Raw genomic sequence first — 13,267 nt, forward strand, 5'->3', positions numbered from 1 at the left:
TGTAGGGCGAAGAGTTAGTGACCGCGCTGCGGTCGAGATCGGCGCTGCCGTCGGGCGATGCCGACGTAGCGAAAAAACGCGATTTCAACAGAACATTGGCGCCCGAAGCCGCTGGATTCAGACCCTGAGTCCCCCTTCGCCCCCCCTCATAGCGGCTTCGGGCGTCTCTTTTTCTCGTAGCGGCTTGTTGGCCGCTGTTTCTCCGCGATACCTCTGTCGCTGGCGGCATCCGTGCCCCCGGGTAGACTTGATTAAAGGGCACGTCCGAGCGTTGTCGCCGAACGGCGCAAAGCGGAGGCGACGGCGCCCAAATCCCAGAGGCGCATTTCACTCTGAACGACCATTCTGGCCAAACGACTATCCAGGGCTCGTCGTGGATTCGCTTTCCAGAACCTCGTCGCTAACCGCTTTCGTGGCCGCGGTGCTCGGCTTTCTGGCCATTGATACGTCGAGCGTCCGCGCCGACGTCGTGGTGCTCTCGAATCGGTCGACGGCGGCCGTGAAATTCGCGGCCGCCTGCGGCAGCGCCAAAGGGCAGGCGTACCAACTGGCGGCGGGCGATCTGCTGACATTGCGTTGTCGCCCGGCCGATCGGATTCGACTGGCGTACATGAGCGCGGGAGCCCGTCACGATTTTCAGCTGGCGCCCAACTCGATTTATTTCTTCCATAGGGCGCGGGAGGGGGAGAAGCTCGAACTCGAGCAGATTGCCCTTGGCGAACCGGGCGACGTCGTCGAGGCCGCCGGCGCCAAGACGCCGCCCACCCCGCGCAAGAACGCCGCCCCTCCCGCGGCCGAGCCGCCGCCACCAGCCAAGGTGAAAATCAAGATCCTCGTCGATGATGATGAAAAGGCCGTGCGCGCGGCTTGGGAGGAACGTCTGCGCAAGCGGATCGGCGACGCTTCGAAGATTTTCGAAAAATATGCCGGCGTCAAATTCGAGGTCGTCGCCTGCGACACTTGGGTGACGGACAATAAAGTGCAGGACTTCGAAGCGCAGTTGCGCGGATTCGAAGCCAACGTCGATCCCGCGCCCGCTGATATTGCCATCGGCTTCGCCAGCCAGTACACGCTGGTCACCGGCCGCACGCATCTCGGCGGCACGCGAGGGCCGTTGGCACGGCACATCATGCTGCGCGAGTGGTCGAAACACGTCTCCGAGCCCGAACGATTGGAACTGCTGGTCCACGAGTTGGGACATCATTTTGGAGCAGCGCACAGTCCCGAGCCGACCTCCGTCATGCGTCCCATCCTCGGTGACCGCAAATCGGTGGCCAAGCGCTTCCTGATCGTATTCGATCCGATCAATGCCCTGGCGATGAACCTGGTTGCCGAGGAGCTGCGCGACCATCACATCGAACGGTTCTATCAGGTCAGCCCGCGAACGCGCGACGCGTTGGTCTCGATTTACCTGACCTTGGGCAAGGCCTTCCCGGAAGACACTGCCGCCCGCACTTACCTGGCGACGCTGGGTGAAGATCCGCCCCTTGCTGCGAGTGCGGCCCACACCCCGGCCAAGACGTTTGTCGAGGGCGCTCAGCGCGTACGCGATGCGATCGTCAACGTGGCCGATCGCAATCGCCGGCTGTCGCGCACGTCGACCGACGGCAGCCAGGCACGGGCTACAGGTGACGCACTCACGGAAAAGTATGTCCGCACCGCCGCCTACGCCGCCATGCAATTACCGGTTGCCCAGCGGCCGAAAGCCTTCACGCTGGGATTGGCCGTAGCGCTTGGTGATACCGACATGTTCATGTCGAACAGTCTGACGCGGGATCTGCTGGCCAGCTTGGAAAACGGCCAACAGCGTGAGCGACGCCTGGACGTGATCGGCGCGCCGACCTTGTTGGGACGCAACGATCTGGCGCGGCATTACTTCTTCTCCGCCGCGATGGCGGCGTTATCGAGCGCGTCGATCGCCGAATCGGCGGGACTGTTGAAAGAGATGCGCGATGTTCAGGGGCAAAGCGGCTTCAGCTTTGCCGATATCGCGGCGGACCTGGCAGGCATCGCCCTGGCCGAATTCATCAAGACATCGGACGAAAAGCTGCCCGAGGTGGCGCGCGATTTTTCCTTCGCCAGGTACATGCCGCCGATCGACGGCCTGCGCGATGGGATGACCCAGGAGGAGTTCGTCGCCGAGTACGGCTCGACGTCGGACCCGCGCTTCAAGGAAGCGATGGAAGAAGTACGCCGCCGGGTCAAAGAGCTGCCGATCCATTCTGCGAAGGCCGCCAATTCCCAGCCTGCGGCCCAAGCGAATGGCCGGCGCTAAGTTATCAAATGTCCGAAATGCGCGGGTGCCACTGGTGGCTCGCCCACCAGTGCGGACGCGAGCGCTGAAAACGAGAGTCGGTCGCTAGCCGACCTGCCCGTACACGATCTTGCCATCAAGGATGGTCGCGCGCATCTGCAGCCCGTTGTTGCTTCCGGCCCTCGGACCGCTGGTTGTCGCCGGTCGATCCTTACCCGCCTTCGCCACCAAATCTTCCGGGAGGTCGAACAGTACCAGATCCGCCGCCGCGCCTGGCCTTAATTCAGGCATCGATAGTCCGAGAAGTTCGCTCGGCGTACGCGACGCCATGTCCACGGCCGTCTTCAGTTCGACACCGGCGAACCGTATGACATTCGCCACGCCGACACCAATCGGCAGGCTGGCACCGGCCAGCAGTTGATCCTGGCCGGCGATCACGAGCCGGCCGTCGGGCAGGATTTCCAACTCGCAGCCGCTACTTGTGTAGCGCCCGACCGGCAGGCCCGCCAGGCCCGATACGTCGCTGACGAGCAGGCAGCGCGCCGGCGACTTTGCGCGCACGAAAGTCTTCACAACCTCGGGGGGCAGATGATGGCCGTCGACGATCAGGCTGGCGAACAACCGATCTTCGGCCAATTGATCCCAAATGTAATTCGGGTGCCGCCGCAGCATGCGATGGGCCCCGTTTCCCAGGTGCGTGCTCAAGCGGGCGCCGGCGTCGACGGCCGCGCGAATCTGTGCGCCGCTCGCGCCCGTGTGACCGATCGAAACGACCACTCCCGCGGCCACCACTTGCGCAATGAACCGCGGCGCTTCATCGAACTCGGGTGACATCGTGAGCAGACGCACGCGTCCGCCCGCAGCTTCCTGCCAGGCCTGAAATTCCGCGAAGTCGGGGCGCCGGCAATGTTCGGCCGGGTGCGCGCCGCGCGGCCCGTCCTCGGTCGAAAAATACGGCCCTTCCAGATGGATGCCCGCCACGGCTCGAGCAACGTCGGGCCAGCGCTCGCAGGCGGCAGCGATTGCCGCCACGCCGTGCCGCATGACGGCAAAGCTTTGTGTCGTGAGCGTCGGACAAACGCGCGTCACGCCAAACGCGAAATGCCGCCGCACGATTTCCGTCACGCGCTCGGGCGACAAATCCAGCGAGCTGAACTCCTGCCCGCCGTAGCCGTTGATTTGAATGTCGACGAGCCCCGGCGCGAGCCAGGGCACCGTTCGCGCCTCGGCGGCCGAGCTCGACGTGATGGTCGTAAGGCCCGCGATCCGCCCCTGGGCGATCGCGACGCGCGCCAGCTCACCGGTATCAAAACGGCGGGCCTGGAAAGAGAACGCGTCGGACATGGCGGCTCGGTGGCAATAGGTAAATGTCGCAATTAATTGGGACGACGCCGGACTTTTCGTGACCTGTCGAAAGCGCGCTGAAGGAATGTCGTTCCGCGTTAGCTACTCGGGCACGTTCATCGTTGCATCCTTTAGAGCAACGAAAAGCTCCTCGTCGTAGAGTTCTGATCCATCTACGGTTTTTGCGTCTAGGCGTTTACGTGCTTCCGCTACCGCCAAATGAATGGCGATGCGCTGACGAAGAAACGTCGCGAGGAGGTGATTAGTCAGTTCCTGGATTGGGACTGTCCAGTTCGCTCGCACACGTTGAATCAGCCCGGAATCGAACCCAGGATCCTGCCATGGACCATGAATGTCGGCCGCGCTCTTACGATTGGGAGGCACGAATTGTGGTATGTCGCTCATATCACAATTATGCAATGCCCAGGGTCCGTCGGAAATGAACCTTCCCTACGCCAGAGCCTGTTCCAGGTCGGCGATCAGGTCCTTCACGTCCTCGACGCCGACCGACAGCCGGACCAGGCCGTCGTCGATGCCCAACGCCGCGCGCTTGTCGGCCGGAATCGTGGCGTGCGTCATCAGGGCCGGGTGCTCGATCAGGCTTTCGACCCCTCCCAGGCTCTCGGCCAGCGTGAAAATCTGGCAGCGTTCCAGCATCCGCCGGGCACGCGGCACACCGCCGGCCACCACGGCCGAGATCATGCCGCCAAAGCCGTGCATCTGTCGTTGGGCCAGTCCGTGTTGCGGATGCGTGGGCAAGCCCGGGTAGTGAACCAGCTTCACATCAGAGCGCGCGGCCAGCCACTCGGCGATCATCTGCGCGTTGGCGCAATGCCGCTCCATGCGCAGGGCCAGTGTTTTCAATCCTCGCAGCGCGAGAAAACTGTCAAACGGCCCGGCAATGGCGCCGACTGCATTTTGCAGAAACGCCAGGCGCTCGGCCAACGCCGCATTTTCTCCGACGATCGCCGCTCCACCGATCACGTCCGAATGGCCGTTGAGGTATTTCGTTACCGAGTGTACGACGATATCAAAGCCCATCGCCAGAGGTCGCTGCACGTAGGGAGTAGCGAACGTGTTATCGGCCACGCTGATGATATTCCGCTCGCGCGCCAACGCCGCCACGGCCCTCAGATCCGTCAGCTTCAACAGCGGATTCGACGGGCTTTCGATCCAGATCATCCGCGTGTTGGGGCGGATCGCGGCGCGAAAGCTTTCCAGCTTCGTCGGGTCGACGAAGCTGAAGTCGAGGTTCGCCGATTTTTTCCGCACGCGCTCGAACAGGCGAAACGTTCCACCGTAAATGTCGTCGCACACCAGGACGTGCGATCCGTGGTCCAGCAGTTCGAGCACCGTGGCAATCGCCGCCAGGCCCGAGGCGAATGCAAACGCCTGCCGGCCGTCTTCCAGATCGGCCAGGCAGCGCTCGAAGGCAAATCGCGTGGGATTATGGCTGCGCCCGTAATCGAACCCCTTGTGTACGCCCGGCGATTGTTGCGCGTAGGTGCTTGTGGCGTAGATCGGCGTCATCACGGCGCCGGTCGTGGGATCGGGCGATTGTCCGGCGTGGATCGTGCGCGTGGCGAAGGCGGCGCGCGCGACGGGCGGTTCCGGCTTCTCTTCCGGATAGGGAGCGACGCCCGCCCGATTCCAAACCGTGACCGGCCAGGTCGCTACGCTCGAAAAAAAATCGCTGACGGTGCTCATGAATCAGTCCTGTTGGCAGTCCTGGGTATAGTTTTAGGCGCGTGCTACGCCGCCCGGCGTTCGCGACGAAGGTAGTTCAGCAAGTCGACGCGCGTGATCAAGCCGTGGAATTCGCCGTTGTCGGCGACGATGGCTACCTTGCCGGCGTGCAGAATCGCCAGCAGGTCATGCACGTTGGCATGGCTCGAGACGGTTTCGAGCCGCGTCGTCATCCGCGCGCGGCAAGGATGGCGAAAGGCATCCACGTCGGTCGACGCCGCCAAGAGCAAGTCCGATTCGTCGAGAATGCCGACGATCCGCTTCTCGTCGATGACGGGCAATTGCGAAATGTCGTACATCCGCATGCGTTGATAGGCGATCGCCAGCGGCTCATCGGGCGAAACGCTCACCACGGCACCGTCAGCAAACCGTCGCGAGATCACGTCGCGCAGGTCGCCAAGCGGTTGCGATTTGGCAAAGCCGTGATCGGCCATCCAGTAGTCATTGAACATTTTCGACAGGTACTTGTTGCCCGAGTCGCATACGAACGTCACGACACGCTTGGGCTTAGTCTGCGCGCGACAGTATCGAATGGCCGCGGCCACGAGCGTGCCCGAACTGGAGCCGGCCAGGATCCCCTCTTTGCGCAACAGATCGCGCGCCGTGGTCAGGCTCTCGGTGTCGGTAATCGTAAACGCGCTGCGCACGCGCGAAAGATCGACGATCGGCGGAATGAAGTCCTCGCCGATCCCCTCGACGACCCACGAGCCTGCTTCGCCGATGAAGCCGGTGCGAATGAATTCGGCCAGCACCGAACCGGCCGGGTCGGCCAGCACCATTTCGACGTGCGGTGCATGTTCGGCAAAGAACCGGCTCAAGCCCGTGATCGTGCCGCCTGATCCTACGCCGCACACGACGGCATCGAGATCGTGGCCCGTCTGTTCCCAGATCTCGGGGCCGGTTGTTGTCTCGTGCGCAAGCGGGTTCGCTGGGTTATTGAATTGATTGATATAGAAGGCGCCGGGCGTCTCGTGCGTGATGCGCTCGGCGAGGTCCTGGTAATACTGCGGGTGACCGCGGCCGACGTCGCTGCGGGTCATGACGACTTCCGCGCCGAGTGCGCGCAAATGGAACACCTTCTCGCGGCTCATCTTGTCGGGAATCACCAGCACCAGGCGATAGCCCTTGCGCGCCGCGACCAGCGCCAGGCCCAGCCCGGTGTTGCCGGCCGTGGCTTCGACCAGCGTCGATCCCGGACCGATCTTGCCGTCGCGTTCGGCCGCCTCGATCATCGAGCGTCCGATGCGGTCCTTGATCGACCCGCCGGGATTATGGCTCTCGAGCTTGACCGATAGCTGACAGCAGCCGACGTCGAAGGTGCGCAGTTCCACCAAAGGCGTGTTGCCAATCAGGCTCAGAACGTCGACCGGCGCAAGGATGGTGCTCATGCTCGGGCTCGCCGAAAGGGCCTCGGTTCGGGGCGCACGGAATGTGCGCCCTGGGAAATGGGACAGCGTCGAGGAGGGCGAAGTGCCGCCAAAGCCAGCAGATTGGGCAGCCTCGCCCACGACCGCTGCAACTCTTATATCGAGCAGGGTCCGCCAATCGCATGAGGGGATCGGGCGGTTAAATGCCTGCCTGTGGAGATCGCAATTCTTGCCTTGTCGGCTTAGTTCACCATGTTGATTGTTGGGGTGGTCTTTCGGTTTCGGTTTAAGGCGTTTCGAAAAAAGGACTTGCGAAAAATTCGCCGGCTGCGATAGATTGACCCCCAGGAATTTTTGATCGGAGACGCCGACCCGGCAACGGGAGGCTCACTCACCAAACGTCGCGTCATCCCACTGGACCACCAGAGGACCGCGGGCGAGTTGCCGGCCGGCGCAGGCTGCAAGCGCCTGCTCTGCAGTTTGGCCGGCCGCTCTTTAGATGAAAGGAGTCTGAGATGTCCATGATGATGGTGGATCGTCCCCTCTCGATGTCTGGCATGGCGAGTTCGTCGATGCCCGGCATGCCCTCGATGGCCCCCGGTATGCCTTCGATGGCCATGGTTCCGCAGTGCAAGGTGAAGATGGAGAAGTGCGCCGGCGGTATCAAGATGAACTGCGTTTGCGACGACGAAGTGTCGTGCAGCACGCTGCAGAACATCTGCCGCATGTTGGCCGGTGGCATGTGCAGCTGCTGCTGCATGATGAACGGCATGGTCATGTGCCAATGCAATTTCGCCATGTGCAATTGCAAGTGTGAAATGACCAAGGACGGCGTCTGCATCACCTGCACCTCAGGTGACAAGGCATGCTGCGACATGCTGCAAGCATGCTGCGATTGCGTGTGCGCCTGCATGAAGTCGGGCTGCATGTGCTGCATTTGCATGGGCGGCATGCCCTGCTGCTGCTGCACCTGCTAGGGCGCATCGCTCTTCACGATGGCAATTCCAGCTGCCAAGCGGGCGGTCCCACATCACTATGTAGGGCCGCCCGTTTTCTTGCGCGGTGTGCGAATGCGAACACGGAATGCATCCGCAGATTTCACGGATGTATTAACGAAGAGTCACCCGCTCCCGCACGACTTCAGTAAGATCAGCCGCACGATTCCTCTAAAATCCGTGGAAGTCTGCGCAATTTGTGGACGGATACTTCCGCCTCCGCGCCGGCGCGCCCATTCAGGCGAGAAACGCCACCAATTGTGGTAGTATTTTGCGCATCGCGCGGGCGCGATGGCTGAGACAGCCCTTCACGGCTCCGCCCAGCTCGGCGAAGGTCCGGTGATACTCGGGGATCTCGAAGAGCGGATCGTAGCCAAAACCGGCCGTTCCGCGCGGCACGCGCAAGATGCGTCCGTGGCATTCTCCGCTGGCTTCCGCGACCACGTCGCCCGACGGGTTGGCAAGCACCGCCCAGCAAACATAATGGGCCGCGCGTCGCTCGGCGGGCACACCGGCCAACTCTTCCAGAAGCCGGGCGTTGTTCCTTTCATCGGTCGCCTCCGGCCCGGAATAGCGCGCGGAGAATATGCCGGGCGCTCCCTGAAGCGCGTCGACGGCCAGACCGCTATCTTCGCCCAAGACCCACGCATTGAGATGCGCCGCTTGCCGCTGCGCCTTGAGCCTCGCATTGGCGGCGAAGCTGTCGCCGTCCTCGACCACGGCAAGCGCCTGCGGGTAGTCGGCCAGCGTGCGCACCTCGATCCGCCATGGTGCCACGAGGTCGGCCAGTTCGAGCCCCTTCTTACGATTGTGCGTGCCCAATACGAGTGCGGTCATGGCGCGTCAGGATAGCAGTTTTCGCCGCCGCGCGTACCTTACCGCGCCGTGAGTGCCGGCCGTTCGTACTGGGCTGCCAACGAGCGCTTGGGCACTTCCACGAGCATCGGCTGGATGTCGAGCATGACGCCCGCCTCGACCTTCGGTTTGCCAAGTTGGGGCGCCGCCTGACCGGGAATGATTTTGCGTTCGGCGCCGAACGTTTCGATGATCGCGTGGGCTTGCGGATTGATCTCGATCTTGCCGTCGGCCCGTGGCGTGCCCACCGAATCGAAGCTGCCGATCGTCACCATGCTGGCGTAGCGGTCGTGGAATTCGTAGGCTTCGTATCCCTTTTCCCGCAGCGCCATGGTCACGCGATGCGCCTTGTCGGCAGCGTCGGCCAGTTGGCTTTCGAAGGGCTTCCCTTTCTTTTCGATCTCTTCGATCTGCTTTTGATCGATCACCACGCGGCCGGTGAACGTGGCCACTTTCACCGTGTACTTGCCAGGGCAGTCGAGCAAACAATATTTCACCGGCTCGTTCATTTCGAGCACCAGACGATCGATGCCCTTGGGCACGAAGTATTCATCCGGCAAGAGCGGGTTGGTGGTGATGAAGGCATTGCGCATCGGCCCGCGTTTTTTCTTCGGGCTGCTGTCGGCCAGCATCGCCTGCTGAATGGCGCGCATGGCGCCCAGCGTGCGGCTGTCAGGCTTGCCTTCCTTGGCGCGCTTTTGGATATCGAGGCAGTCCGGTTGGGCAAATTTGAGCTTCTCCAGCGTCTTCTGCGCGTGGCGGTCCTCGACGTCCGTGAAATCTCCGACCAGAACCGCGATCTCTCGCATTTCGTTCAATCGATAACGCACCTTGCGGTGCGCCGCGCCCGGCGACTTGTTCGATCCCTCAGCGCGATGATCGAAGGTCATGGTGTGCGTGTATGCGGGAAGCTTGTATTTGCTGCGCAACTCGTGTACCAGCTCGCGCGCCTGGTCTTCGGCGTAGGGCCCCGAGAAGGTGATGGCCATGATCGTCCACGGGCCATTGCGATCCGTGAGCGGATACGACTTCTCAGGATCCGCTTCCAAGCGGTGAAACAGATCCAGCTTGTTCCAGGGCGCCGCGGCCGAAGCGTACGAACCCAATAGAGCCAGCAACAACAGCCCCAGAAGCATCCCACGCTTCGACATGGCAACTCCTCGCGAAAGGCCCACGACTTCGACGTCCGCCGCGCGGCGCGCGGACAACGATGCAACTCAAATAATGATGAGTAGCAAACAGGGAATCAAAATCGCACGAACATGCTGGCCGGTGCGACGCGTGGTCGCCGGCGGGAAAGGTGGCGGAGTCTAACAAACGACTTTGTCAGGTTCCAGGTCGAAAACCCGGATGTCAGTGCGCCGGAAAGGCCTCGTTCTTCTTCCTAGTCGCCGCCGTTTTCTGCGGCGCCTCCTAAGTACGGCAAACTGGGGCTTCTGCACCTAAAGGCCGGCTTTGACTCGATTGATGAATTTGCGGGGCCGAGATTAGTGCAGAGACACCACGTCGATTGAGGAACTCCCCTCGTGAGTCGCTTACCGCGACCTCTGCTGTGCGTTCTGGGATTGGCGATCTCTTTATCGCCGCCCGTGCTAGCACAGCAGTCGCAGCAGCAGGCGCGCCGCGGCTTGCCGGCGCGGCCCGTCGTGCAACGGCTGACGGCGCCGGAAAGCAGCGCGGAGGTCGTGCCTGCACCCGCGGCCGGAGGCATTGCGATGCAAGGCCCGGCCGGCGCTTCGCTGAATCTCGATCAGGCCAGTGACCTGGCCGTGCGCAACAATCCCTTGCTGGCGCAAGCCCGCGCCCGCATCGATGCGAACATCGGCAAGGCCATCCAGGCCGGCATCTGGAACAATCCGCGCTGGGATACCAACAACCCGCAAGTGTTCGCCGGCAATCAAAGCCAATACAACGCGGGCTTCCAGCAAGAGGTGCCGGTGATGGGCAAGCTGCGGCTCGACCGGGCGGCTGCCACGCAGGACGTCTACCAAGCGCGGTTCGCTTACATACGGCAGCGGTTCGATCTATTGACCGCTGTGCGGCAACAGTTTTACCGCGTCCTGGCACAAGAGCGGCGCGTGGCGGTACTGCGCGAGCTGGTCGAAATCGCGACCCGCTCCCACCATGCCGCACAGCAGCGCGAAAAAGCCGGCGCGGTTGCCGAGACCGACGTGCTGCTGTTATTGATCGAATTGCAGCAGGCGCGCATCGCCTTGGAAAACGCGCAATTGATCCTCGTTGGAGCACGTCGCGCGCTGGCCGCGACGATGGGACTGCCGCGGTTGGAGATTTCCGACGCGCTTGGCGACCTGACCGCAAATCTGCCTGAATTCGAGGAAGGCGCCATGCGGCAGTTCGTCGCCACGCAGAATGCTGCCGTGCGCGAAGCGGAATTGCAGATCGTCCAGAACCGCATCTTGTTGCAGCGCGCGCAGGTCGAGCCGTATCCGAATATCTACACAGGTCCGGCGGTGGCCTGGGGGCCCAGTTCGAGCAGTAACGGCGGATCGGGCAGCCAGTTCTGGTACAACTTTCAATTCAATATTCCCACCTGGAATTTGAACCAGGGAGGCGTTCGCGCCGCCAACGCGAACATACGCGATGCGGTCGCATCCGTCGGCGTGCTGCAAAACGACCTTCTGCGTCAGGCTGCCGAGACACTGGCCGCCTACCGCGCGGCGCGCGATCGAGCACGTTACATAGGCGAGCAGATTCTTCCCACCGCCGAGCGCACGTTCCGCTTGATGCAGAACGCGTACGAGGTCGGACAGGTCGATGTGGCCCCGGTCTTGCAGGCGCAAAAAGCGCTCACCCAGGTGAATCTGGATTACGTCGAAGCGCTCGAGGCCGCCTGGACCAACGCGGCCGCTTTGGCGGGCTTGCTGCAGGTCGAGATCTTTCCCTAACGGCATTGTAATGAAACAACCGGCCACGCCGGTTGCGCCAATGTCACTTCGGCGCTCGCGCCCGAGAACATCTCGACGGATGGCTTCCGTAGCACAAGTGGCGAGGTATGAGGATATTGGGGTCGATGCGCGCGGCGCTGAATGTGGCATCAAGGAACGGCTGCAAACGCCGCGCGACACGTCTCAAGCCGCGCTTGACATTCGGCGGAAGCTTCAAGGATACTTCGATTTAGGGACTTTCTTCTGCGTCGCGCGTGGCGGCCATGATGCGCTCACTTCCGATTCGTAAAATCGTGCCTTGGGTTGTTGTCGGCGTGCCTCTGTTGCTCGTCGGCGCGATCGGCCTGCGCGGTTTCGAGAACTGGGAGAACCCGCCGCAGACCTTCGACCCCGAGCACGATCCGCAGGCGCTAGTCACACTCGCTCCCGGCCAGACCGACACGCTGCAATTCGCGCCCGACGCGCTGAAGAAGATGGGCTATCGCATGGCTACGGTCGAGGCCGCGCCGCCGCCGCCGCCGTTGCGATTACAAGGCCGGGTGGAACTGGACGCCGAAGCCACGGTGCGGGTGAAGCCGCGCTTCGCCGGTAAGGTTGTAGAGACTGGCCCGTTCGAAGATGGACCACCTGGCGAGCCGCCTCGCACGCTGCGTTACGGTGATCACGTTCACAAGGACCAGGTGCTGGCCGTGATCTGGAGCACCGAAGTCGGCGCCAAGAAGAGCGATCTGGTCGACGCGCTCTCGAAACTTCACACGAACAAGGAAATCCTCGAACGGTTGCAAAGCGCCGAACAAGGGGCGATTGCCCAGCGGGCCATCATCGACGCCACGCGCGAGTACCAGCAGGCGGTCGTGGCCGTCCAAGACGCCAGGCGGACGTTGCTCTCTTGGGGGCTGTTGGAGAAGGACCTCGAGGCCGTTTATCGCGAGGCCAAAAAGCTCGAAAAGAAGAAACCCCAGGGCGGTGACCGGGAGGTCGAACTACCGGCCGAACCCGGGGACCTGGCCGTGGAAAAAAGCTGGGCCAATACCGAGCTGCGATCGCCGATCGACGGCCAGATTTTCGAAAAGAATTTCAACGCCGGCGACATCGTCGACCCGTCCGACGACTTGTACAAGATCGCCGACAATAGCCACGTGCGCATTTACGCGCGGGTCTATGAAGAAGATCTGCCGACGCTCCGCCACCTGAAGCCCGAAAAACGTCGCTGGAAGATCGATCTCGTTTCCGATCCGTTCGATGAGCCGATTTCCGGAACCTTCGAGCTGGTGGCCGGCATCATCGACCCGGCGGACCACACGGGTACCGTAATGGGCATGCTCGACAACAAGAGCGGGCGGATGAATCTCGGGCAATTCGTCACCGCCAATATCGCCCTGGACGCCGATCCAGGCATGGTGGCCGTTCCCGCCAAGGCGGTGATCGAAGATGGCAGCCTGGCCGCGTTGTTCGTGCAGGACAATCACCACCCCGACGATTTCACGCGCCGCCTGGTGGCGATCACCAGCCGCCTTCCCGGCAAAGTTTGCATTCGCAGCGAACCGAATGAGGCCGAGCGGGCCGCCGGCGCTTCGTCGCTGAAAATCGGCGAGCGCGTTATCGCCTCGGGCGTACCTGAGTTGAATGCCGAGTTGGCCGTCCTCAAGGCCTCGCAACCACAGGTGCAAGCCCAGGCTCCGCATCCGTTGAACGGGCTGCTGCGGCCGGCCAGCGAGTAAAGGATTACATCTCGTTCAGCAATTGCCACGCGGTGGGAAACCAGTCGCCAGACGGCGCGACTGACCCGCGCCGCCCTGC

The 13,267-nt window shown here is 62.5% G+C and carries 10 protein-coding genes; 3 read left to right on the forward strand and 7 right to left on the reverse strand.

Translation table 11 applies throughout. The features are described 5' to 3' along the window. Window positions 1-373 precede the first annotated feature (373 nt). Window positions 374-2,275 carry a M12 family metallo-peptidase gene (locus tag VHD36_11125; protein ID HVU87864.1) on the forward strand — a complete coding sequence of 634 codons (1,902 nt, stop codon included), beginning with the start codon at window positions 374-376 and terminating at the stop codon, window positions 2,273-2,275. 84 nt (window positions 2,276-2,359) lie between these two features. Here the strand turns inward: VHD36_11125 and VHD36_11130 are convergent, their stop codons facing one another. The 7 genes from VHD36_11130 to VHD36_11160 all read right to left on the reverse strand — a co-directional run bounded on the left by VHD36_11130 (window position 2,360) and on the right by VHD36_11160 (window position 9,712). Further along, window positions 2,360-3,598 (reverse strand): amidohydrolase family protein, encoded by a 1,239-nt coding sequence (locus VHD36_11130; protein HVU87865.1) that lies wholly within the window; start codon window positions 3,596-3,598, stop codon window positions 2,360-2,362. A gap of 102 nt (window positions 3,599-3,700) precedes the next feature. Continuing rightward, window positions 3,701-4,003 (reverse strand): hypothetical protein, encoded by a 303-nt coding sequence (locus VHD36_11135; GenBank protein ID HVU87866.1) that lies wholly within the window; start codon window positions 4,001-4,003, stop codon window positions 3,701-3,703. A gap of 45 nt (window positions 4,004-4,048) precedes the next feature. Continuing rightward, a complete protein-coding gene (locus VHD36_11140) occupies window positions 4,049-5,305 on the reverse strand; it encodes a cystathionine gamma-synthase (protein ID HVU87867.1) in 1,257 nt (418 codons plus the stop codon). Window positions 5,306-5,349: 44 nt separating this feature from the next. Then, the gene (locus tag VHD36_11145) at window positions 5,350-6,732 is read right to left on the reverse strand and encodes a pyridoxal-phosphate dependent enzyme (GenBank protein ID HVU87868.1); all 1,383 of its coding nucleotides are present in this window, start codon (window positions 6,730-6,732) and stop codon (window positions 5,350-5,352) included. 385 nt (window positions 6,733-7,117) lie between these two features. Further along, on the reverse strand, window positions 7,118-7,663 hold the full coding sequence (locus VHD36_11150; protein HVU87869.1) for a hypothetical protein: 546 nt from the start codon (window positions 7,661-7,663) through the stop codon (window positions 7,118-7,120). A gap of 280 nt (window positions 7,664-7,943) precedes the next feature. Next, window positions 7,944-8,543, reverse strand: coding sequence for a non-canonical purine NTP pyrophosphatase (locus VHD36_11155; protein HVU87870.1), 600 nt, complete (start codon window positions 8,541-8,543; stop codon window positions 7,944-7,946). A gap of 38 nt (window positions 8,544-8,581) precedes the next feature. Further along, complete coding sequence (locus tag VHD36_11160; GenBank protein HVU87871.1) at window positions 8,582-9,712, reverse strand: hypothetical protein; 1,131 nt, start codon at window positions 9,710-9,712, stop codon at window positions 8,582-8,584. A 375-nt stretch (window positions 9,713-10,087) separates the two neighbouring features. Here VHD36_11160 and VHD36_11165 point away from each other — a divergent pair, with 375 nt between their 5' ends. Beyond that, the gene (locus VHD36_11165; protein HVU87872.1) at window positions 10,088-11,467 is read left to right on the forward strand and encodes a TolC family protein; all 1,380 of its coding nucleotides are present in this window, start codon (window positions 10,088-10,090) and stop codon (window positions 11,465-11,467) included. A 263-nt stretch (window positions 11,468-11,730) separates the two neighbouring features. Then, window positions 11,731-13,188, forward strand: coding sequence for an efflux RND transporter periplasmic adaptor subunit (locus tag VHD36_11170; protein ID HVU87873.1), 1,458 nt, complete (start codon window positions 11,731-11,733; stop codon window positions 13,186-13,188). Window positions 13,189-13,267 lie beyond the last annotated feature (79 nt).

The organism is Pirellulales bacterium (assembly GCA_035546535.1).
In the GTDB taxonomy this organism is placed as follows: Bacteria; Planctomycetota; Planctomycetia; order Pirellulales; family JACPPG01; genus JACPPG01.

Excerpts from the sequence above, each read along its gene's own strand:
- VHD36_11130 (HVU87865.1), bottom strand. The coding sequence starts at position 3,598 with ATGTCCGACGCGTTCTCTTTCCAGGCCCGCCGTTTTGATACCGGTGAG.
- VHD36_11135 (HVU87866.1), bottom strand. The coding sequence starts at position 4,003 with ATGAGCGACATACCACAATTCGTGCCTCCCAATCGTAAGAGCGCGGCC.
- VHD36_11140 (HVU87867.1), bottom strand. The coding sequence starts at position 5,305 with ATGAGCACCGTCAGCGATTTTTTTTCGAGCGTAGCGACCTGGCCGGTC.
- VHD36_11145 (HVU87868.1), bottom strand. The coding sequence starts at position 6,732 with ATGAGCACCATCCTTGCGCCGGTCGACGTTCTGAGCCTGATTGGCAAC.
- VHD36_11150 (HVU87869.1), bottom strand. The coding sequence starts at position 7,663 with ATGCCGCCCATGCAAATGCAGCACATGCAGCCCGACTTCATGCAGGCG.
- VHD36_11155 (HVU87870.1), bottom strand. The coding sequence starts at position 8,543 with ATGACCGCACTCGTATTGGGCACGCACAATCGTAAGAAGGGGCTCGAA.
- VHD36_11160 (HVU87871.1), bottom strand. The coding sequence starts at position 9,712 with ATGTCGAAGCGTGGGATGCTTCTGGGGCTGTTGTTGCTGGCTCTATTG.
- VHD36_11170 (HVU87873.1), top strand. The coding sequence starts at position 11,731 with ATGATGCGCTCACTTCCGATTCGTAAAATCGTGCCTTGGGTTGTTGTC.